This window comes from Micromonospora sp. NPDC048169 (genome assembly GCF_040652815.1).
In the GTDB taxonomy this organism is placed as follows: Bacteria; Actinomycetota; Actinomycetes; order Mycobacteriales; family Micromonosporaceae; genus Micromonospora.
In genome coordinates, this window is sequence record NZ_JBEZMS010000003.1 from 232,426 (window position 1) to 251,919 (window position 19,494).

Sequence of the window (19,494 nt, forward strand, 5' to 3'; positions counted from 1 at the left end):
GACGCGCGACACAGTTGACCTCAACCGGGGGTGAGGTCCGAGGCTGAACGCCATGACCAGCACCGCCGCCGTACCGGCTGATCCACCCGTCGACCTCTGGTCGCCGCGCCTGCGGGCGATGACTGTGGGCAGCGTGGCCCTGGTGTCCCTGCTCGCGTTCGAGGCGTTGGCGGTGGGCACCGCCATGCCGACAGTGGCGCGCAGCCTGGACGGGCTCGGCCTGTACGCGCTGGCGTTCGGCGGCCCGTTCGCCTCCGGCGTGGTGGCGATGGTCGCCTCCGGCATCTGGTGTGACGCGCGCGGACCACGTCCGGCCATGTGGCACGGGGTCGTCTGGTTCGTCGCCGGGCTGGTGGTGGCCGGTGCCGCGACGACCATGGGGGTGCTCGTCGTCGGGCGGGTGGTGCAGGGCTTCGGCTCCGGACTGGTCTCGGTGGCGCTCTACGTGGTCGTCGGTCAGGCGTACCCGGAGCAGTTGCGACGGCGGATCTTCGCCGCGTTCGCCGCGGCGTGGGTGGTGCCGTCGCTCGTCGGCCCGGCGCTGGCCGGGCTGATCGTGGAACACCTGGGCTGGCGGTGGGTGTTCCTCGCGGTGCCGGCGGTGGCGATCCCGGCGGCGCTGCTGGTCCAGCCGGGGCTGCGGGCGCTGACCGGAACCGTGGCGACCCGCCCGCCGGCGGGCGCACTGGCCCGGATCGGCTGGGCCTGCGGGGCGGGGGCGAGCGCCGCACTGCTGCACTACGGGGGGCAGCAGCGCGGCGTGCTCGCCGCCGGCCTGATCGCCGTGGCGCTGGCCGGGCTGCTCGCCTGCGTGCCGCACCTGCTGCCGGCCGGGTTCCTGCGTGCGGCACGGGGGTTGCCGACGGTGATCGGGCTGCGCGCGCTGGCGTCGGCGGCGTTCGTCGCCGCCGAGGTGGTGATCCCGCTGATGTTGTCCCGGGAGCGCGGTTTCTCGCCCACCGGGGCCGGCCTGGTGCTGACCGTCGGGGCGCTGTCCTGGTCGGTGGGCTCGTGGATCCAGGGCCGGATCAGCTCACCCCGCTCGGCGGCGACGCTGCCCCGGGCGGGGCTGGCCTGCATCACGATCGGTACGGCGGGCGTGGCGTCCGCGCTGCTCCCGGGACTGCCGGTGCTGCCGGCGGTGCTGAGCTGGTCGGTGGCCGGGCTGGGCATGGGCCTGCTCTATCCGTCGCTGTCGGTGCTCACCCTGGCCCAGTCCGCCCCGGCCGAGCAGGGCCGCAACAGCTCCGCGCTGCAACTGGGCGACTCGCTCGCCGCCGCCACCGTGCTGGCGCTCACGGGCGCGGTCCTGGCCGCCGGTTCGTCCCCCGGCCCGGCCGGCTACGCGACCACGCTGGCCGTGGCCGCCGCCTGCGGCCTGCTCGGCCTGGCTGTGGCCGGCCGAGTCTCCCCCCACCCCACCCCCTGACCCCCCGCCTACCGTCTCCCCTCATCCGTCCTCACCGGTTGATCAAGGAGTTTGTGTCAGAAGGTGGGCCGAGATCCGACACCAACTCCTTGGTCAACAAGGCGGACGAGGTCGGGGAGAGGGCGGGTGGGTGGCTCGGACGGGGTGATCCGGGCCGAGCGGGCCGCCGGATGGCGCAGGATCGGGTGAGGGCGCTGCCGGGCGGGCGGCTGTCACGATCCGGGTCGGCATTCCGTCCCACCGTGGAGCCGCTGTGTGGCGGCTGCGCGTGGGCGGGAGGAGTGGCGATGCGGGTGCTGGTGACCGGGGCGACCGGACGGCTCGGGCGGGTGGCGGTGCCGCGACTGCGGGACGAGGGCTTCACGCTGCGGGCGGCCAGCCGCCGGCCGCGTACCGGGGACGGGGTCGAGTGGGTGACCGCCGACCTGGCCACCGGTGCCGGGCTGGCCGAGGCGGTTGCCGGGACGGACGCGGTGCTGCATCTGGCGTCGTCGCCGCAGCGGCGTACCCACGACGTCGACGTGCTCGGCACCCGCCGTCTGGCCGTGGCCGCCGGGCACGCCGGGGTGCGCCACCTGGTCTTCGTCTCGATCGTCGGCGTCGACCGGGTGCCGCTCGGCTACTACCGGCACAAGCTGGCGGCCGAGCAGGTGGTGGCCGCCGGGCCGGTGCCGTGGAGCGTGCTGCGGGCCACCCAGTTCCCGGAGTTCCTGGCCGGGCTGCTGAGCGGCGCGAGCCGGCTCGGCCCGGTGGTCGGGGACCGCGCGGTGCTCGCCCAGCCGGTCGACCCGGTCGACGTGGCGGACCGGCTCGCGGTCCTGCTGCTGGCCGGGCCGTCGAACCGGGTCGAGGACTTCGGCGGACCGCAGGTGCTGCGCTTCGACGAGGCGGCTCGCACCTGGCTGGCGGCACGCCGGGTACGGCGTCCGCTGCTGCCGGTCCGGATCCCCGGGCGGCTCGGGCGGGAGCTGCGTGCGGGCGGCCTCACCACCACCGCCACGCCGACCGGCAAGCGGACCTGGGCCGACTACCTGGCGGACACGTACGGGGGAACCGGCGGAAGATGAGAACCGGTCGGGTCCGCACCGGCCTACGGTGACCGCATGCTGGTCTTCGTCGCCACAGTGGTCCTCTACGTATTCGGTTTCGTCTTCCTCTACGGCGTGATCCGGGTCGGCGTCCGGCACGGCATCGAGGACGCCGAGGCGAACCGTCCCGAGGCGCTGCGCCGCCGGCAGCTCACCACCACCGAGAGCCGGGACTTCGCCCAGGAGAACGCCTTCCTCACCAATCCCAACTGAAGGGCGCGGGCGGGGTCCGGCCGGTCGATCCGCGAGGCGGGTGCGAGGATCGCGGCATGATGGGGACGCTGAAGACGGAGCCGGCCCGGACCCGGCTCGACCTGCTGGCCCCGCCGGTCGCCGCAGCCCTGCGGGAGTGGCCGGCCGAGGCCCCGGTGGACGTGGACGACGTGCTTGTCGCCCCGATCGACGCCGACCTGGCCGACACCGCCGCCTTCTGCGAGGCGTACGAGGTGGGGCTGTCGGAGTCGGCCAACTGCGTGGTGGTCGCCGGTAAGCGGGGCGGCGAGACCCGGTACGCGGCCTGCGTCGTACTCGCCACCACCCGCGCCGACGTGAACGGCGTGGTCCGCAAGCTGCTCGACGTACGCAAGGCGAGCTTCGCGCCGATGGCCGAGGCGGTCGAGTCGAGCGGCATGGAGTACGGCGGGATCACGCCGATCGGCCTGCCGGCGGACTGGCCGATCCTCGTCGACTCCCGGGTGATCGCCACGCCGCACGTGATCATCGGATCGGGCGTACGGCACAGCAAGATCGCCCTGCCCGGGCCGGCGCTCGGCGCACTGCCCGGGGCGAGGGTGGTGGAGGACCTGGCCAAGCCGGCCTAGGTCCTCATCCGCATCGATCTTGTTCCACGTGAAACATCAGGCTGTCGCTTCGCGCTGCGCCACCTCGCGCAGCGCGGCGAGCAGCGTCTCCGGCTCCTGGGCGCCGGTGACCGCGTACTTCCCGGCCAGCACGAACGTCGGCACGCTGGAGACGCCGAGCTGGTGGGCGGTGCTCAGGTCGGCGGCCACCTCCCGGCGGCCCAGGTTCGACTCCAGGTACTGCCGCGCCTCGGTCTCGTCCAGCCCGGCCTCGCCGGCCAGCGTGACCAGCGCGTCGATCGACCCGACGTCGACGCCGTCGTGGAAGTGCGCACGGTAGAGCCGCTCGACCACCTCGGCGGAGCGGCCCTGCTCGGTGGCGAAGCGAACCAGCCGGTGCGCGTCGAACGTGTTCGCCGCCACCGCGCGGTCGAACCGCAGGTCGAGGCCCGCGCCCGCGGCGACGCCGGTGACGTGCGCGGCCATGCCCTCGGCCTTGTCCCGCCCGCCGAACTTGTCGCCGAGCGCCTCCAGCAGCGGCTTCGGCTCGGTGACCGGCGTCGGGTCCAGCTGGAACGGCCGGAACCGGACGTTCACCTCGCCGTCGTACGACTCCAGTGCCTGTTCCAGCCGGCGCTTGCCGATCCAGCACCAGGGGCAGACCACGTCGGCGTAGATCTCGATGTCCATGACCAGCGACAACCCGCGGATCAGGAGATCTGTTCCCGGACCTGGCGCTTGAGCCGGGCCAGGATGGCGGTGCCGCCGCGTACCCGCAACGGGCTGATCGCCTGCGCCAGGCCCATCCGCTGGTAGAGGTCGTCCGGTACGGCCAGCACCTCCTCGGCGCTCGCCCCGGCCAGCCCTTCGGCGAGGATGCCGGCGAACGCCCGGGTGGTGGGCGCCTCCGGCGGGCAGTCGAAGACGGTGCTCACGGTCTTGTCCGCGTTCACCTCGGCGCGCAGGAAGAACGCGGTCTGGCACTCGGGGACCTGCTCCAGCTCCTCCCGGCTCACGCCCTCGGGGAGGGGCGGGATCACGTCGGCGAACTCCAGCAGCATCTCCAGGACGACGTCGCGGGGCGCGGCGGCGAACTCGTCGACGATCTCGGCCAGCTTGGTCGGCATCTCGGGCATGAGTCGAGGCTATCCGCCAACCGGCGGTGCCGAGCGGGGCCCCGCGCCACGCGAGCGGGGGCCCACCCTCACACGTTCGGTGCGGCCTCGCTGATGTCGCTGAGCGCCGACTGGGGGTCGAGCTGCATGGCGAGGTCACCGAGGGAGACGATGCCGACGAGCTTGCGCTCGTTGTCACACACGAGGACCCGGCGGATGTTGCGCTCGCGCATCAGCGCCGCCGCCTCGTTCGCCGTGCAGTTCTGCTCGATCATCACCACCTCGCGGGTGATGATCGAACCGATGGTCGTGCTGCCGGGGTCGGCGCGCTCGGCCACCGCCCGGACCACGATGTCGCGGTCGGTCAGCATGCCGGCGAGCGTGGCGCCGTCGGTCACCACCACGTCGCCGATGTCCGACTCCTTCATCACCCGGGCCGCCTCGTCCAACGGGGTCTCCGCCGGGAGGTAGACCACCTGCCTGGTCATGACGTCACTGACACGGAACATGAGAGCCTCCGAAATGCTTCGGTCGATCCGTCTGCGGTACCCGGTGGCGCGATTGCTACACCCCGTCGCGGTGCGTCGCGCGTACGTCGTCGCGCAGTCGCTCCACGATGGCCTCCACCGGCAGTTCGGTGCGCTCACCGGTGGCCCGGTCGCGCAGTTCCACGTACCCCTCGGCCAGGCGGCGGCCGACCACGACGGCGCGTGGGATGCCGATCAGCTCGGCGTCGGTGAACTTCACCCCGGCGGAGACGTGCGTGCGGTCGTCGACCAGCACGCGCAGGCCGGCGGCGGCGAGACGCCCGCCGAGGTCGAGCGCCGCGTCGAGCTGCGGCTCTTTCCCGGCGGCGATCAGGTGTACGTCGCACGGCGCGACAGCGGCCGGCCAGACCAGCCCTCTGTCGTCGTGGTGCTGTTCGGCAACGGCGGCGACCGCCCGGGACACGCCGATGCCGTAGCAGCCCATCGTGGGTCGCACCGGCTTGCCCTGAGGGCCGAGCACGTCGACGGTGAACGCGTCGGTGTACCGGCGGCCGAGCTGGAAGATGTGCCCGACCTCGATGCCCCGCCGGAGGGTCAGCTCGCCGTCGGCGCAGGCCGGGCAGCTGTCACCGGGCCGCACCTCGGCCGCCTCGATCGTGCCGTCCGGTACGAAGTCGCGCCCGCACACCACGTCGGTGGCGTGCCGGCCCGGCTCGTTCGCGCCGGTCAGCCAGGTGGTGCCGGGCACCACGCGGGGGTCGACCAGATAGCGGATGCCGTGCTTGGCCAGGATCTGCGGCCCGATGTAGCCGCGGACCAGCTCCGGGTGGGCGTCCCAGTCCTCGAAGACGGTCACGGTGGCCGGGGCCAGCACCGCCTCGACGCGCTTGAGGTCCACCTCGCGGTCGCCGGGCAGGCCGATCACCAGCGGCTCGTGCTGCTCGGCACCGGGCCGGCGGACGGTGAGGACGACGTTCTTCAACGTGTCGGCGGCGGTCCAGCCGGTGCGCCCGCCCAGCTTCCGTGCCTCGGCCAGCTCGACCAGGGCGGCGATGGTCGGCGTCTCCGGGGTGTCGTGCACCTCGGTGGGCGGGTGGGCGTCCGGGTCACCGGCGGCCGGGGCGCGGGTCACCACCGCCTCGGTGTTCGCCGCGTAGTCGCAGGCGGTGCAGCCGACGAACGTGTCCTCGCCGACCGGCGTGGCGGCCAGGAACTCCTCCGACGCTGACCCACCCATCGCGCCGGACATCGCGTGGACGGTGGTGAAGTCCAGCCCGAGCCGGGTGAAGACGCGCGTGTAGGCGGCCCGATGCCTGTCGTAGGCCGCCTGGAGCCCGGCCTCGTCGAGGTCGAACGAGTAGGCGTCCTTCATCAGGAACTCGCGCCCGCGCAGCAGACCGGCCCGGGGCCGGGCCTCGTCACGGAACTTGGTCTGGATCTGGAACAGCGTCACCGGGAAGTCCCGGTACGAGGAGAACAGGTCCTTCACCAGTAGCGCGGCCAGCTCCTCGTGGGTCGGCGCGAGCAGATGGTCGGCGCCCTTGCGGTCGGCGAGCGTGAAGATGTCGTCCCCGTACTCGGTCCACCGCCCGCTGGTCCGGTAGGGCTCGGCCGGGAGCAGCGCCGGGAAGTGCACCTCCTGGTCGCCGATCGCTGTCATCTCGTCCCGCACGATCGCGGTGATCCGGTCCAGCACGAGCTTGCCCAGCGGCAGCCACGTGTAGCCACCCGGCGCGGCCCGGCGGACGTATCCGGCGCGCAGCAGCAGCCGGTGGCTCGGCACCTCCGCGTCGGCCGGGTCCTCGCGGAGGGTCCGGAGCAGCAGGGTCGACATGCGTAGCAGCATTGCCGCAGCTTATGGCGCGAGCGGACGGCCGGGCGACCCCTTTCGGTGTCCGTGCCGACCGATCGTCGCAAGCTCGGCGAGGTGGCGGTATCGACACCAGCGGGATGCCGCCACCCCGCCGAGGTGGCGCGGACGGGCCGGAAAATGTCGCGGGGGTCGGGTAGGAATGCAGCATGGCTGAGCGACCGCTGATGAAGCTGACGACCACGGTGCTGGACGCACCGTCCGCAGAGGACCTGGCCGCGTTCTACGAGCGGCTGCTCGGCTGGACCCGGCGCGAGCAGGAACCCGAGTGGGTGGTGCTCGCTCCGCCGGAGGGCGGCCACTGGCTGGCGTTCCAGGACGAGTCGGCCTACGTGCGGCCCGTGTGGCCGGCGGGTCCCGGTGACCAGCAGATGTCGGTCCACCTGGACATCAAGGTCGACGACCTGGAGTCGGCCGTGGCGTACGGGGTGTCGGTGGGCGCGACGCTGCCCGACTTCCAGCCGCAGGACGACGTCCGGGTGCTCCTCGACCCGGTGGGTCGTCCGTTCTGCTTCTACCTCTGATGACGGGTGGCGTCACCGCGTCGGCTCGCGCGACCAGCCAGTACGCGACGACGACGGGCAATCTGACCGCCCGGATGGCGTTGCACTCGTACGGCACCAACCCGCACGGCTGGTTCGGCTGGCTGGGCGAGCGGCTTCCACTGGGCGGGGACGTGCTGGAGGTCGGTGCCGGCACCGGCGAGCTGTGGCAGAGGGTGAGCCATCCTGGCCGGCTGATCCTCACCGACTTCTCGCCCGCCATGTGCGCGCGGCTGCGCGAGGTGCCCGGCGCCGGGGTGCTGCGCTGCGACGCCGCCCGCCTGCCGTTCCGTGCCGGATCGGTCGACGCGGTGATCGCCAACAGCATGCTCTACCACCTGGATGACCCGGACGCCGCACTGCGCGACTTCGCCCGGGTGCTGCGCCCACAGGTGCTGATCAGCGCGACGCGTGGCTCCCGCTGAGCCGGACGAAGGCACGCCAGGCGTCAGGTGTGAAGGTGAGTACCGGCCCGGCCGGGTCCTTGCTGTCCCGCACCCCGACCACCCCGGCCAGGTTGTCCGCCACCTCGACACAGTCGCCCTGGGTGCCGCTGCGGGTGGACTTTCGCCAGACCGCTCCGGTCAGCTCCACGAGGTCATCACGTCCTTCATCAGCTCGACCGACTGTCGGCGTGGTAGTGCCTCGCTGCGGACACTCTCCCATCTGGACAGCAGGATAGCCACGTCCTCGTCCTTGTCGACCACGACTCCGCCGAGTTGGTTCTCCAGGTGACCGACCCAGCCGCCGTCTGTATCCCGGGCCAGTGCGAACGGTCCGACCAGGCCGACGTGCATGGTGACCGAGGCCGGCACGATGTGGATGTCGATGTGCGGGTGCTCGGCCCATTCGGCGAGGTGTGCGATCTGCTCGGCCATGAGTCCGCGATAGCCCTCGTCGGCGCGGCGCAGGACGGACTCCTCGATGACGGCGATGTACTTCGGGTGACCGGCGTCGGAGAGAATCGACTGCCGGTCCAGCCGCACTGCGAGACGCCGCTCCACTTCGTCATCGCTGATCAGGTCATCTGTGCGGATCATCGCGCGGGCGTAGTTCTCGGTCTGGAGCAAGCCGGGTACCAGGGTCGGCTGGTAGGTGCGCAACTGCTGCGCCTGGCGCTCGGCTTCCAGCCAGGGGCGGAACCAGCTCGGCTGGCCGTCGCGCTCGGCGAGCTTGAGCAGCGACATCAGCAAGCCGCCCGTACCCAGCACCTCGTCGGCCCGGGCGAGGAAGAACCGGTCCAGCGGCCGGTGCCCCAGCTCGACCGCCGACACCTGGGAGCCGGAGAAGTGCACGAGCTTCCCGAACTCCTCCTGACTCAGCTCGGCCCGCACTCGCAGCCGCCGCAGTTGCGCGCGGATCAACTCGGCGGTCGGCTCGTTCTCCACACGCCCTCCTCAGTCGGCCGCCGGTCTCCCGGCCTCTCCCCGGACCGGCTCCGACGACTTCCGAGCGTAGTGTCGTGATCAGCAGACTGTCACGCATGAACCTTCCCGTACCCCGGCTCGGGCCGTACCCCGATCGGCCCCGCCCTGCCCGCCGGGCCAGCCGGCCCACCTGCCGATCCGGCCGCTCTGGCTCTGCCGCGCCTGCGGCGGGCCGTGGCCCTGCGCGCAGGCCCGCCTGCTGCTCAAGGCCGAGTACGCGGACCACCCGGTCGACCTGGCCGTCTACCTGTCCGGGCTCTACCACGAGGCCACCCACGATCTGTTCCGCCTCAACCCGCAGGACGGGCCGACGCCGCGTGAGCTGTTCGAGCGGTTCGTCGGCTGGGGCCCTTACCGGCGGGGCAACGCCGATACGATGCCCGCGACATGACAGCACCGGGGGACTTCGACCTGACCGTGGACGAGCTGCGCGAGGTGGCGCGGTACGCGGTGCGGCACGCGGAGGACGTCCTCCCGGTCTACGAGCGGGCGGTTCCCGGTGACGGGCGTCCCCGCGCGGCTGTCGACGCGGCCTGGACGTTCGCACGCGGAGCCGCCCGGACGAAACTCCAGCGGGTCACGTCCCTCGACGCGCACCGGGCCGCCCGGTCCGCGCCCACCGAGGCCGCGCGCCTGGCCGCCCGGGCTGCCGGTGACGCCGCGGCGGCCGCGTACCTGCACCCGATCGCGAAGGCCACCCAGGTCGGCCACATCCTGCGGGCCGCCGCCAACGCGGCGCGCGTCGCCGAACTGGAGGCCGGCGGCGACGAGACCGTGGGCGAGGCGGCGCTGGACCGGTACCGGCGGCTCGCCACACCCGTGCTGGTCGACGTGCTCCGCCGCTACCCGCCGGTGACCGGTGGCGGCAGCCGGGTCGCCCGGCTGATGAGCACTCTGGACCACGACCTGCGCCACGCCGGACCGGAGGCCGCGTCGTGATCCTGCCGAAGATCCGGGATCCCCGGTTCATCACGATCCGCCGGGGCGGCACGCTCACCGACGAGCACCACCACCTGCTGGCGCTCTGGGCCGCCACCTGCGCCGAGCACGTCCTCGGCCTGTTCGAGGCGGTCCGGCCGGACGACAGCCGTCCGCGCGAGGCGATCGAGCACGCCCGCGCCTGGGTGCGCGGCGAGGTCGGGATGATGCGGGCACGGGCGGCGGGCGGGCACGCCATGGGCGCGGCCCGGGACCTGCGCGGGGCGGCACGCAACGCCGCGTACGCCGCCGGTCAGGCCGCCGTCGTGGCTCACGTCGCCGCCCACGAACTCGGCGCCGCCGCGTACGCGATAAAGGCGGTACGCGCGGCGGCGCCCGACGGTCTCGGCGAGGTGGCCGGGCGCGACGAGTGCCGGTGGCAGCGCGACCGGCTCCCGGTGGAGATCCGCGAGCTGGTCCTGGACGACCAGAGCCTGCGCAACGACATCTGCTGGTCGGTCTTCGACTGCTGACGCCGGCCGGCCCGGCGAAAGAGTCACCGCCGGCGGCAACCATGGCGCGGGCAGGTGGCGTCTCGGAAGGCGTCACGCTGATGCACCACCTGACCCCAAGGACCGGCTCGTGTGGACCCTCTCCTGAATGAGTTCGACTTGTTCGTCCGAACTCGCACCCCCGCCTTACTGCGATCCGCATACCTGCTCACCGGCGACCAGCATCTGGCCGAGGATCTCGTCCAGTCCGCCCTGGCCCGTACCCACCGCGCCTGGAACCGGTTGCACGAGACCGGCAACGCGGAGGCGTACACCCGGAAGATCATGTACCACCTGCAGGTCTCCTGGTGGCGGCGCCGCCGGGTGGCCGAGTCGATGCCGGGCGACATGCCCGAGCCGCGCGGAGGCGACTCGGCCCCCGACCACGCCCAGCAGACCACGCTCCGGCTGACCCTCCGGGTCGCGCTGGCCCGGTTGTCCGCCAAACAACGGGCCGTCCTGGTCCTGCGGTTCTTCGAGGACCGCACCGAAGCCGAGGCCGCCGACCTGCTCGGCGTGACAGTCGGCACCGTCAAGAGCCAGACGTCCAAGGCGCTGGCGAAGCTGCGCAGCGTGGCCCCGGAGCTCGCCGAGCTGTATGTCACGGAAGGAACCGCCCGATGAACCAGGACCGACTGCGTTTCGACCTGTCCGACCTGGCCGAGGAGGTCACCCCGGTCGACCTGCGGGACCGCGCGCTGCGTACCTCGCGGCGACTCGGCATCCAGCGGGCCGTCGCCACCTCCGCTGCCGCGCTCGTGGTGCTGGCCGCCGCGACCGGAACCGCGCTGGCGATCCGGCCGAACAGCCAGGCGCCCGAACCCGCCGGGCCGTCGGTGACCGTCACCGCCCCGCCGGTCGAGCCGTCCCGTACGCCCTCCACCGACGCGAGCACCACTACCGGCCAGTCGCAGCCGGCGCTCACCGGTACCCGCTACTACCTGGAGCACACGTCCACCCGATCCCGGATCCACGAGGTCCGCGGCACGCGGGACCGGGTGGTCCACGAGGTCGTCCACGAGGCAGCCTCTCGCTGCGAGGCCAACAGCGTCAGCATCTCCCCGGACGGCAAGCGGGTGGTGTGGGTGCAGGACAGCGCCGACAACGCCAACGGGGTGCTGCTGATCGCCACCGTCGGAGACGAGGGGGCGACGACCCTCGCGGAGGGGATCAGTTGCCTCGGCGCCCGGCCGCTGCGGTGGAAGGGCGACGACCATCTGATGGTGCAGCGGAAGAACCGCCAGTCCGTGCTCTACGACGTGACGGCCAACAAGCAGGTCGTCGGCGACCCGGGCCAGGAGGTCAAGCGCTGCTGGTCCGCCGACGGCACCTGGCTGGCCGCCGAGTCGGACGGCAAACCCTACGTCACGGACGGTGAGAGCACCCGGCAGTACACCTACACGCCACCTCAGCAGGAGGCCACGAAGTGGGGCGGCTGGGAGGCCCGCAGCGTGTCCGCCGACGGCCACTACGTGGCAGTGGGCTGGATCGGCACCGACCCGTCCCGCCGGGACGGCAGCTTCGCGGTGGTCGACACCAGGACCAGCAAGGTCGTCGACCTGCCCGGCACGGGCGAGGTCCGCGGCATCCTGTTCAGCGCCGACGGCAGGGTGTTGCTGCGGCGCGGTACCGGCATCACGGTCCTCGACAGTGAGTTCAAGCCGCTCGGCACGGTGACCGAGCCGGCACCGACCCGGAACCGGGCACTGCTGGCGTACGTGCCCGCCTGATGACGGGCGACGCGGGGCAGGTCACCGACGGGTGGCCCGCCCCGCGTCGTTCAGCGCAGGACGGTGATCGCCGCGTCCGCGCTGACCTGTTTCCACGGCACCAGCACCACGGTGCCGTCGCGTTCCAGCACCTTCGCGTCGCTGCCCTCGGTGCCGGCCGAACGCGGCGCCTCGGCCAGCACGTCCACCTTCCCGGTGGCCGGGTCGATGCGGACCAGCCGGGGGGCGAGATCCCGCCGGTCGCCCACCTCCCACGCCAGCACACCCTGATCGTCGAGGCGGATCAGTTCCACCTCGCTGTCGGTGTGCCCGGCCGACACCCAGCGCCGCTTCCCGGTGGCCAGGTCGATCGCCACCACCTGGTCGGCCTGGCGCATGTCGTCGCCGACCGGTGAAGGCTCGGTGGGCAGGTAGAGCGTTTCCGTGTCGGCCAGGTACGGCCGGATCTCCGGCCCCTCGACCGTGTTGGATCGGTTGACGGGCAGGTCGCTGAACCGCGTACCGTCGACGGGGTTGCCGAACGTGGCCCGCTCCTTGCCGGTGGCGTCGCGCGCGACGAACGTCTCGGTGCTCAGGCCGGGCAGGCTGACCAGCGGGTCGACGCTCAGCACGCCGCCGCTCTGCTGTGCGGCCGGCAGTTGCTGCTGCCAGCGCGGCTTGCCGGTGGCCGGGTCCAGGCCGAGCAGTGCCCCCCGGTCGCCGTCGCAGAGCGCGGTGACCACGGCCTGGTCCCCGGCGGCCTGCGCGTCGGCCACGCGGCAGTCGCGGCCGGGCAGCAGCCGGTCCGCGTCGGTCTGCCACAGCCGCTTGCCGTCGGCCAGCGAGTATCCGAGGACGCTCTCGCCGCTGCGCACGACGACCTGCCCGTTCGCCACCGACAGGTCCGGCGCGGTGACAGTGGACCGGCCCTTGCGGCGTTCGACGGGGAACGTCGCCCGCCAGGTCTGGCTGCCGCCGGCCGCGTCGAACCCGACGAGCGTGTCGCAGGATTCGGCGGATCCGAGCGCCACCACACCCCGCCCCTCGGCCAGCGTCTGCGCGGCCGCGCACAGCGACGTCGCCTGTGGCGCGGGCACACCCCACGCCTGGGCGCCGTCGTCGAGCCGGTAGGCGATGATGCCGTCCGGCTGGGCCCGGACCACCGCGTCGCCGACCAGCCAGGCACCGAACATGTCCTGCCCGTCGTACGTCTTCAGCCCGTTGCGCTGCAGTTCCGGGAAGTCGAGCACCCACGCGGTACGCAGCTTCCGCCCGTCGCCGTCACCGCCGCCGACCAGCCGGGACACGCCGTAGGCGGTGCCGGCGGCGACCGCGAGCACCGCCACCAGGCCGCCGGCCACCAGTAACGCCACGCGCCCGCGCCGCTTCGGCGCCGCCGGCGGCGCACCGACCGGACCCGGCGGTGGGTACGCGGGCGGCGGGTACTGCTGGTGCTGATACGTCATCGGTCGTCTCCCGTTTCCGTCAGCCGTCCAGTTCGCGGACGTAGTCGGCCCAGCCGGCCTGGAACTCGTCGAGCGACACGCCGAGCACGTCCCGGGCGGCGCGGTCGGTCGGGGTGCCGGCGTAGACGGCCTCGACGAAGCGGAACAGCTTCGGCTCGCCGTGCTTCTCGGCGAGGTGGCTCATCGCGGTGTGCCCGAGCCAGTAGTGGAAGCTCAGCCGGTCGGGGTTGTCCCACTCGCCGTTGCCGGGCAGCTTCCCGTTCCACCCGTTGCGGACCAGCTGCCGGGCCGGCGCGGTGCGTTCGCTGGCGGTCAGCGGAAGGCCGCTGAAGGCGATGTACTCGGCGAAGCCCTCGACCACCCACTCGTCGAGCTTGCTGAACTCGTCCACGGCGGACAGGTCGGTGCGGAGCGTCATCAGCGAGTGCGCGATTTCGTGCCGCAACACCATGCGGGCGTCGTTGTCGCCGCCGGAGCGGGTGAAGTAGCGATCGGTGGTGTCCACCACGATGCGGGTGCCGCCGATCGTGGCCTTGCCGTCCTTGCGCTCGGCCGCGACCATGCCCACCGAGAAGCCCGCCGCGGTGGCCTTCTCGGTGCCGATCCGGTAGAGCGAGGTCATCTCGTCCTTGCCCGCGGCGAACGTGACGACGAACTTGTCCGTCATCGGTTCGGGCGGCGCGTTGGCCCGCCACACGGCCAGGTTGTCCGTCACCGACCTGTCGACGGCCAGGGCGTACCGCACCGCGAGGTCGGCCCGGGCCGCGTCGGTGATGATCAGGGCGTACGCGGTCCGCTCGACATGGATCTCCTGCCACTTGTCCCACGGCCCGGGGTAGTAGACGGTCTTCGAGTCGCCGTTGCCGCCGGCAGGTGCGCCGGTCACAGCGGTGACCCGGATCGGCGCGTCCTTGCCGGCGCGGACGATCGTCCAGCGGTACCACTCGGCGACCGGGGCCAGGTCGAAGCCGTCCAACTGGTGCACGAACGAGACGTCGAGCTGGAACGTGACGCCCTGTCCGAACGCGTCGCCGGCGCGGCCCTGCTTCTCGACCGTCTCGTAGCGGGCCACCGACAGCGGCAACTTCGCCAGGTTGCGGAAGAGCTGGGTCTGCCCGGCGATCAGCTCCTCGCGGGCCGGGTCGAACGCGGCCAGGTAGCCGTCCAGGTCCTTCGCCGCCAGCGCCTTGGTGTGCCGGTCGAGCAGGGCGGACAACTCGGCGTTCGTGACTGTGACACCGTTCGCGCCGGCTGCCGCCTTCGGCGCCGGGCCGTCCTCGTCGTCGCCGCGCAGGCCCAGCCCGACGCCGACCGCGGTGCCGGCGCAGACCGCGAGCGCGAGCGCGCCGGCCGCGAGCCCGATCCAGAGCCCACGGCGGGACCTCGGTGCCGGGGGCGGCGGCCCCCACGGGACCGGCTGCGCGGGCGGCGGTGTTCCGCCGTGCCGGGAGTCGGCGTTGCCGGGCGGCGGCCAGCCCGCCGCCGGAGGGTGCCCCTGCGTCATCTGGTTCCTCGCTCGTGCCGTGTGCGGGACCGGCCGGACGGTTCCGCGCGGCCGGGTGACGGCAGCCATCATCTCCGGTCCGGATGACGGATTCTGCCCCGGCGGGCGTGTCTGGTCGATTCGTCCCCGAGGTGCCGCTCGGGAACAGGACGTCGAGACATCCGCCACGTCCGGCGTGCAGGGCCAGCGGGACCGGTCCGCGCGGTGACAGACTGTGCGACGCACTTCTGCCGGGACGTCTGAGGGAGGCGCCGTGCGCTGGCGCAGCTACGTGGCGGTGGGCGACAGCTTCACCGAGGGCATGGACGACGCGTATCCGGACGGCAGCTACCGGGGCTGGGCCGACCTGGTCGCCACCCGCCTCGCCGCCGAGGCCGGTCCGGACTTCGGCTATGCCAACCTGGCCATCCGGGGCCGCCTGTTCCCGAACGTGGTGGCCGAGCAGGTGCCGTCCGCGCTGGCCATGAAGCCCGACCTGATCAGCTTCGCGGCCGGCGGCAACGACGTGCTGCGCCGCAGCTTCGACCCGGACGTGTTCGTGCCGCGCTACGACGCCGTGGTCCAGCGGCTCCGGGGCGGCGGCAGCGACGTGGTGCTGTTCCGGTTCGCCGACGTGATGGCCCGGCTGCCCGGCCAGCGACTGGTGGCCCCCCGGGTGGCAGTGCTCAACCGCGCGGTCGGCGAGGTGGCCGAGCGGCACGGCGCGATCCTGGTCGACCTGTACGCCGACGACACCTACCTCAACCCGCTGCTGTGGAGCACCGACCGGCTGCACCTGTCGGCCGCCGGGCACCGCCGGGTCGCCGCCCAGGTGCTCGCCGCGCTCGGCGTCGGCTGCGACGAGGAGTGGCTGCTGGTTCCGCCGCACCCGGCACCCAGCCCGTGGCTGGCAGCCCGCGCCGCCGATCTGCGCTGGGCGGGCAAGCACCTCGCGCCGTGGATCAAGCGACGGTTGACCGGGCGGTCCTCCGGGGACTTCGTCACCGCCAAGCGGCCGGTGCTCGGCCCGGTCGACGCCGACTGAGCGTGCGTACCGTCCACGCCGCCGACCTGCTGCGGCTGACACCCGACGACCCGCCCCGCGCGGGGTTGGCCGTCGTGGTCGCCGGTGACCGGGTCGAGGCGATCGTGCCGACGGCCGAGCTGCCCGGCGCGTACCCCGGTGTGCGGGTGCGGCGGTGGGCCGGCACGCTCGGGCCGGCGCTGGTGCACGACGGCCCGCTGCCTCCCGCGCCCACGCCCCGCGAGCGGGTGCACGCGTTGTTCCGGCTCGGCGTCGCCGCCGTGGTCGGGAAACACGTCACCGATCCGGCGCTGCGGTCCGCCGCGGCCCGCAACGACGTGGCGGTGCTGCCCGCCGCCAGGCCGCCCGCGCTGGTGGCCGGCGGGCGGGCCGACCTCGCCGTCTTCGATCCGGACGGCTCCTGCCGCGCCACTGTGGTCGCCGGGCGGCTGGTGCACCGCCGCGCCTGACCCAGCCGGACGGCTCGACGGCGTCCACCGGACGTCCTATGTGTCCCGCGCCTCGCCTATTGGGATCGCCCGATGTCCGCCCGCCTGGGTAGCATCCGCTGCCCCCGTCGATCAAGTACGGGGTGACACAGGGGAAAGGTGGATGGGGTTTGACCCTCATGCCTGACAGAAATCCACGTCGGACCGGCCGGCGAGGTCTGCTCGCCGCCGCGCTGGCGACAGTGGTCGTGGCCGGGACGGTGACCGCCACCGCGGCGCCGGCCGCCGCGTACGACATCCGCTACGAGACGAACACCTCCTGGGCCTGGACCGACTCGCGCTCACCCGCCAAGATCAATATCGATCAGCCCGGCGACGTGCCGGTCGGCACCTGGACGGACGCGAAGGGTCGCCCGCACACGTCGCGTGCCTACTTCACGTTCGACATCTCCCGGTACCGGGGAGCGGAGATCGAGACGGCCAAGCTCGACGTCACGGAGACGGCCGGGGCGGACTGCACCAAGCGCCCGAAGATCGAGCTGTGGCGCACCGCCGCCTACACCGCCCGGTCGAGCTGGCTCAAGCCACCGGCCGACCTGGCCCTCGTCGACAGCCGCCAGCTCACCGACCGGACCGTCTGCCCGGCGCCCCGGGTGGAGTTCGACGCGGTCGAGGGGCTGCGCCAGGCGCTCGCCGAGGGCCGGTCGACGCTGACCCTCTCGCTTCGGCTGCCCGCCGACGTCGAGCGGGATCCGGCGCTGGCCCGGAAGTACGCCACCAAGGTCGGCATCTCGATCGACTACAACTTCCGCCCCGGCGTGCCGACCGACCTGCGGACCACCGACGGAACGGCGTGCACCACGGCCGAGCCGTACCAGGTGATCCGCTTCCCCACCCTCTCCGGGGTGGTGCACGACCGGGACCGCAACGACGGCGGCGGCACTGACCATCTCACCGTCTCCTTCGCGGTCTGGCCGGTCGACGAGCCGGAGGCGCGCATCGAGCAGACCAACAACGCGCGCGACGGCCAGCGCGTCGTCGGCCGCTTCGACCACATCTATCCGTCGCCGTTCGAGCACGACCGGACGTACGCCTGGCAGATGCGTGCGGCGGACAGCCGGGCCACCGGCGAGTGGAGCCCGGTCTGCTACTTCCGCCTCGACATCCGTGGCCCGGCCACCCCGCCCACCGTCACGTCCACCGACTTCCCGGACGACCGTGAGTGGCACCCGGCTCTGCCCGGCGAGTTCACCTTCACCGCCAACGGCGCCGCCGACGTGGTGCGGTACGGCTACTCGTTGGACTCCGGCGTCGAGAAGACGGTCGACGCCGACCGGACGGGCGGTGCGGCCACCGTCACGCTCACGCCGGACCGCGGCCTGAACACGCTGCGGGTGTGGAGCCTGGACGCGGTCGGCAACCGCTCGACGACCACCGCGTACGAGTTCCTCGCCGAGGACGTGTCGCCGGTCATCGAGGGACGGCTGAACGAGATCGGCGTGCCGGCGACGTTCCAGCTCCGTCCGCAGATGGACGGGGTGGTGCGCTACCGCTACGCCCTGGACGGCGACCCGGAGCGGACGGTCGACGCCGCCGCCGACGGCTCCGCCGCGATCACCGTCACCGCGACCCGTGGTGGCTTCCGCACCCTCACCGTCACCAGCGTCACGGCGGGCGGCGTGGAGGTCAGCGGCATCCGGGAGTTCCACCTGCCGACCGAGCCGATGATCTCGGCCACCGTCTACGAGGAGTGGACCGGCGGCGGCGGACAGGGCATACCGGGTGTCTTCACCTTCACCCCGCGTATGCCGGACACGGTCAGCTACCGCTACCGCTTCGACGACGAGCCGGGCACGGTGGCCGCGAAGGCCGACGGCACCGCGTCGGTGACCTGGACGCCGACCGGTGAGGGGTGGGTCAACCTGGCCGTGTGGAGCGTGAGCCGGGACGGCACCGAGTCCGAGCCGGCGACCTGGTTCTTCCGGGTGTGGGACCTGCGTCCCGCCGTCTCCGCCGACCCCTACCGGGCCGACTGGCCCGCCGGTGGTCCGGGCCAGCCGGGCGAGTTCCGGTTCACCTCGGAGGTCCCGGAGACGGTGGCCTTCCTCTACCGGTTCGACGACGGCGCCGAACAGCGCGTCGAGAGCGGCGCCCGGGCGACGGTGAGCTGGACGCCCACCGAGGGCGGGCAGCACACGGTCACCGTTCGCGGGGTCACCGCGGACGGCACCCGCTCGCCCGAGACCGTCTGGACGTTCCTGGTCGACGACGCCCCGCTGGTCCGGTCGGCGGAATATCCGGAGGGCGGCAGCAGCGGCCTGCCCGGAGTCGCCGGGACCTTCGCCTTCACGCCGCAGCGGTCGAACGTGGTCCGGTACCACTACTCGTTCCAGGGCGCGGAGCCGACGACAGTCGACGCGGCGGCCGACGGCACCGCCACCGTCACCTGGACCCCGGAGCAGGCCGGCTGGCACCAGTTGACGGTGATCGCGGAGACCGCTGACGGCACGCGCACCGGGCAGCGCGAGTACCAGTTCACCGTCCGCGATCCCAAGCCGCGGGTCATCTCGTACCTGTACAGCGAGTGGGGTTCGAGCGGTGGCATCGGCGTACCCGGTGGCTTCCGCTTCGACTCCGACCTGCCGGACACGGTGGCGTTCGTCTACCGGCTCAACGACGGGCCGGAGCAGACCGTCGACGTCATCGACGGCACCGCCGCCGAGCTGACGGTCACCCCGGACCGGGCCTTCCGGAACACGCTCACCGTCCGGGCCCGCTCGGCGTCCGGCGAGCTGTCCCCGGAGACCAGCTACTCGTTCCTGGTCAGCAGCGTGCCGGGCGTCAGCTCGACCACCTACCCGCTCGGCGGGTCGGGTGGCGGTCCGGGCGTGCCCGGTGTCTTCACGTTCACCCCCGGGATGCCCGACGTCGACAGGTACGTCTACCAGTTCGACTACGCCCCTGAGGTCACCGTCCCGGCCGGCGCGGACGGCTCCGCCTCGGTCACCCTCACGCCGGCCGAGGCCGGCTGGCACACCGTGACGGTGTACGCGATCGACAAGGCCGGCAATCGGTCGGACCTCGCGTACCAGTGGTTCATCGTCGAGGGCTGATCGTCTGATCGCACCGGCCCCA

General features: G+C 72.9%; 21 protein-coding genes and 1 pseudogene. 14 read left to right on the forward strand and 8 right to left on the reverse strand.

Annotated features, from left to right (window positions below; translation table 11 throughout):
• The first annotated feature begins 52 nt into the window (after positions 1 to 52).
• The 4 genes from AB0D28_RS04685 to AB0D28_RS04700 all read left to right on the forward strand — a co-directional run bounded on the left by AB0D28_RS04685 (position 53) and on the right by AB0D28_RS04700 (position 3,338).
• The gene (locus AB0D28_RS04685; RefSeq protein WP_357382197.1) at positions 53 to 1,429 is read left to right on the forward strand and encodes an MFS transporter; all 1,377 of its coding nucleotides are present in this window, start codon (positions 53 to 55) and stop codon (positions 1,427 to 1,429) included.
• A gap of 287 nt (positions 1,430 to 1,716) precedes the next feature.
• Complete coding sequence (locus AB0D28_RS04690) at positions 1,717 to 2,496, forward strand: NAD(P)H-binding protein (RefSeq protein WP_357382199.1); 780 nt, start codon at positions 1,717 to 1,719, stop codon at positions 2,494 to 2,496.
• 36 nt (positions 2,497 to 2,532) lie between these two features.
• On the forward strand, positions 2,533 to 2,730 hold the full coding sequence (locus AB0D28_RS04695; protein ID WP_355509530.1) for a hypothetical protein: 198 nt from the start codon (positions 2,533 to 2,535) through the stop codon (positions 2,728 to 2,730).
• Positions 2,731 to 2,789: 59 nt separating this feature from the next.
• Positions 2,790 to 3,338, forward strand: coding sequence for a YbaK/EbsC family protein (locus AB0D28_RS04700; RefSeq protein ID WP_357382314.1), 549 nt, complete (start codon positions 2,790 to 2,792; stop codon positions 3,336 to 3,338).
• Between the two features lie 36 nt (positions 3,339 to 3,374).
• On the opposite strand, the gene AB0D28_RS04705 is transcribed toward AB0D28_RS04700, so the two are convergent.
• The 4 genes from AB0D28_RS04705 to AB0D28_RS04720 form a co-directional block, all read right to left on the reverse strand.
• Complete coding sequence (locus AB0D28_RS04705) at positions 3,375 to 4,007, reverse strand: DsbA family oxidoreductase (RefSeq protein WP_357382201.1); 633 nt, start codon at positions 4,005 to 4,007, stop codon at positions 3,375 to 3,377.
• Positions 4,008 to 4,027: 20 nt separating this feature from the next.
• Complete coding sequence (locus AB0D28_RS04710) at positions 4,028 to 4,453, reverse strand: SufE family protein (RefSeq protein ID WP_357382203.1); 426 nt, start codon at positions 4,451 to 4,453, stop codon at positions 4,028 to 4,030.
• 68 nt (positions 4,454 to 4,521) lie between these two features.
• Positions 4,522 to 4,941, reverse strand: coding sequence for a CBS domain-containing protein (locus AB0D28_RS04715; protein WP_357382205.1), 420 nt, complete (start codon positions 4,939 to 4,941; stop codon positions 4,522 to 4,524).
• A 55-nt stretch (positions 4,942 to 4,996) separates the two neighbouring features.
• A complete protein-coding gene (locus AB0D28_RS04720) occupies positions 4,997 to 6,766 on the reverse strand; it encodes a proline--tRNA ligase (RefSeq protein WP_357382207.1) in 1,770 nt (589 codons plus the stop codon).
• Between the two features lie 173 nt (positions 6,767 to 6,939).
• On the opposite strand from AB0D28_RS04720, the gene AB0D28_RS04725 reads away from it, so the two are divergent.
• Complete coding sequence (locus AB0D28_RS04725) at positions 6,940 to 7,314, forward strand: VOC family protein (RefSeq protein ID WP_357382209.1); 375 nt, start codon at positions 6,940 to 6,942, stop codon at positions 7,312 to 7,314.
• A complete protein-coding gene (locus AB0D28_RS04730) occupies positions 7,314 to 7,757 on the forward strand; it encodes a class I SAM-dependent methyltransferase (protein WP_357382211.1) in 444 nt (147 codons plus the stop codon). Before AB0D28_RS04725 ends, AB0D28_RS04730 begins: the two co-directional genes overlap by 1 nt.
• Here AB0D28_RS04730 and AB0D28_RS04735 read toward each other — a convergent pair.
• Both AB0D28_RS04735 and AB0D28_RS04740 read right to left on the reverse strand, forming a co-directional pair.
• Positions 7,732 to 7,926 carry a DUF397 domain-containing protein gene (locus AB0D28_RS04735; protein ID WP_357382213.1) on the reverse strand — a complete coding sequence of 65 codons (195 nt, stop codon included), beginning with the start codon at positions 7,924 to 7,926 and terminating at the stop codon, positions 7,732 to 7,734. The two genes, AB0D28_RS04730 and AB0D28_RS04735, sit on opposite strands and share 26 nt — an antisense overlap.
• Positions 7,917 to 8,720, reverse strand: coding sequence for a helix-turn-helix transcriptional regulator (locus tag AB0D28_RS04740; protein ID WP_357382215.1), 804 nt, complete (start codon positions 8,718 to 8,720; stop codon positions 7,917 to 7,919). Before AB0D28_RS04740 ends, AB0D28_RS04735 begins: the two co-directional genes overlap by 10 nt.
• A gap of 95 nt (positions 8,721 to 8,815) precedes the next feature.
• On the opposite strand from AB0D28_RS04740, the pseudogene AB0D28_RS04745 reads away from it, so the two are divergent.
• The 5 genes and pseudogenes from AB0D28_RS04745 to AB0D28_RS04765 all read left to right on the forward strand — a co-directional run bounded on the left by AB0D28_RS04745 (position 8,816) and on the right by AB0D28_RS04765 (position 11,958).
• A pseudogene (locus AB0D28_RS04745) lies at positions 8,816 to 9,150 on the forward strand (hypothetical protein).
• Positions 9,147 to 9,698: a putative immunity protein gene (locus tag AB0D28_RS04750; protein WP_357382217.1), complete on the forward strand. Its 552-nt coding sequence runs from the start codon at positions 9,147 to 9,149 to the stop codon at positions 9,696 to 9,698. The pseudogene AB0D28_RS04745 and the gene AB0D28_RS04750 overlap by 4 nt, the downstream one beginning before the upstream one ends.
• Positions 9,695 to 10,210 carry a putative immunity protein gene (locus AB0D28_RS04755; protein WP_357382219.1) on the forward strand — a complete coding sequence of 172 codons (516 nt, stop codon included), beginning with the start codon at positions 9,695 to 9,697 and terminating at the stop codon, positions 10,208 to 10,210. The genes AB0D28_RS04750 and AB0D28_RS04755 overlap by 4 nt, the downstream gene beginning before the upstream one ends.
• A 111-nt stretch (positions 10,211 to 10,321) precedes the next feature.
• Positions 10,322 to 10,852, forward strand: a complete 531-nt coding sequence (locus tag AB0D28_RS04760; protein ID WP_357382221.1) for a SigE family RNA polymerase sigma factor — start codon at positions 10,322 to 10,324, stop codon at positions 10,850 to 10,852.
• Positions 10,849 to 11,958, forward strand: a complete 1,110-nt coding sequence (locus tag AB0D28_RS04765) for a hypothetical protein (protein ID WP_357382224.1) — start codon at positions 10,849 to 10,851, stop codon at positions 11,956 to 11,958. The genes AB0D28_RS04760 and AB0D28_RS04765 overlap by 4 nt, the downstream gene beginning before the upstream one ends.
• 50 nt (positions 11,959 to 12,008) lie before the next feature.
• Here AB0D28_RS04765 and AB0D28_RS04770 read toward each other — a convergent pair whose 3' ends face one another.
• Both AB0D28_RS04770 and AB0D28_RS04775 read right to left on the reverse strand, forming a co-directional pair.
• Entirely contained in the window at positions 12,009 to 13,403 is a 1,395-nt protein-coding gene (locus AB0D28_RS04770; protein WP_357382226.1) for a PQQ-like beta-propeller repeat protein, read from the reverse strand.
• 19 nt (positions 13,404 to 13,422) lie between these two features.
• Positions 13,423 to 14,907 carry a hypothetical protein gene (locus AB0D28_RS04775; RefSeq protein WP_357382228.1) on the reverse strand — a complete coding sequence of 495 codons (1,485 nt, stop codon included), beginning with the start codon at positions 14,905 to 14,907 and terminating at the stop codon, positions 13,423 to 13,425.
• A gap of 253 nt (positions 14,908 to 15,160) precedes the next feature.
• On the opposite strand from AB0D28_RS04775, the gene AB0D28_RS04780 reads away from it, so the two are divergent.
• The 3 genes from AB0D28_RS04780 (at position 15,161) to AB0D28_RS04790 (ending at position 19,472) form a co-directional block, all read left to right on the forward strand.
• Positions 15,161 to 15,931: an SGNH/GDSL hydrolase family protein gene (locus tag AB0D28_RS04780; RefSeq protein WP_357382230.1), complete on the forward strand. Its 771-nt coding sequence runs from the start codon at positions 15,161 to 15,163 to the stop codon at positions 15,929 to 15,931.
• Positions 15,932 to 15,933: 2 nt separating this feature from the next.
• Positions 15,934 to 16,380 carry a hypothetical protein gene (locus AB0D28_RS04785; RefSeq protein WP_357382232.1) on the forward strand — a complete coding sequence of 149 codons (447 nt, stop codon included), beginning with the start codon at positions 15,934 to 15,936 and terminating at the stop codon, positions 16,378 to 16,380.
• 158 nt (positions 16,381 to 16,538) lie between these two features.
• Positions 16,539 to 19,472: a hypothetical protein gene (locus AB0D28_RS04790; RefSeq protein ID WP_357382234.1), complete on the forward strand. Its 2,934-nt coding sequence runs from the start codon at positions 16,539 to 16,541 to the stop codon at positions 19,470 to 19,472.
• The last annotated feature ends 22 nt before the right edge of the window (positions 19,473 to 19,494 follow it).

Excerpts from the sequence above, each read along its gene's own strand:
- AB0D28_RS04685 (WP_357382197.1), top strand. The coding sequence starts at position 53 with ATGACCAGCACCGCCGCCGTACCGGCTGATCCACCCGTCGACCTCTGG.
- AB0D28_RS04690 (WP_357382199.1), top strand. The coding sequence starts at position 1,717 with ATGCGGGTGCTGGTGACCGGGGCGACCGGACGGCTCGGGCGGGTGGCG.
- AB0D28_RS04710 (WP_357382203.1), bottom strand. The coding sequence starts at position 4,453 with ATGCCCGAGATGCCGACCAAGCTGGCCGAGATCGTCGACGAGTTCGCC.
- AB0D28_RS04715 (WP_357382205.1), bottom strand. The coding sequence starts at position 4,941 with ATGTTCCGTGTCAGTGACGTCATGACCAGGCAGGTGGTCTACCTCCCG.
- AB0D28_RS04700 (WP_357382314.1), top strand. The coding sequence starts at position 2,790 with ATGGGGACGCTGAAGACGGAGCCGGCCCGGACCCGGCTCGACCTGCTG.
- AB0D28_RS04790 (WP_357382234.1), top strand. The coding sequence starts at position 16,539 with ATGCCTGACAGAAATCCACGTCGGACCGGCCGGCGAGGTCTGCTCGCC.
- AB0D28_RS04770 (WP_357382226.1), bottom strand. The coding sequence starts at position 13,403 with ATGACGTATCAGCACCAGCAGTACCCGCCGCCCGCGTACCCACCGCCG.
- AB0D28_RS04775 (WP_357382228.1), bottom strand. The coding sequence starts at position 14,907 with ATGACGCAGGGGCACCCTCCGGCGGCGGGCTGGCCGCCGCCCGGCAAC.
- AB0D28_RS04720 (WP_357382207.1), bottom strand. The coding sequence starts at position 6,766 with ATGCTGCTACGCATGTCGACCCTGCTGCTCCGGACCCTCCGCGAGGAC.
- AB0D28_RS04725 (WP_357382209.1), top strand. The coding sequence starts at position 6,940 with ATGGCTGAGCGACCGCTGATGAAGCTGACGACCACGGTGCTGGACGCA.
- AB0D28_RS04705 (WP_357382201.1), bottom strand. The coding sequence starts at position 4,007 with ATGGACATCGAGATCTACGCCGACGTGGTCTGCCCCTGGTGCTGGATC.
- AB0D28_RS04765 (WP_357382224.1), top strand. The coding sequence starts at position 10,849 with ATGAACCAGGACCGACTGCGTTTCGACCTGTCCGACCTGGCCGAGGAG.
- AB0D28_RS04695 (WP_355509530.1), top strand. The coding sequence starts at position 2,533 with ATGCTGGTCTTCGTCGCCACAGTGGTCCTCTACGTATTCGGTTTCGTC.
- AB0D28_RS04750 (WP_357382217.1), top strand. The coding sequence starts at position 9,147 with ATGACAGCACCGGGGGACTTCGACCTGACCGTGGACGAGCTGCGCGAG.
- AB0D28_RS04730 (WP_357382211.1), top strand. The coding sequence starts at position 7,314 with ATGACGGGTGGCGTCACCGCGTCGGCTCGCGCGACCAGCCAGTACGCG.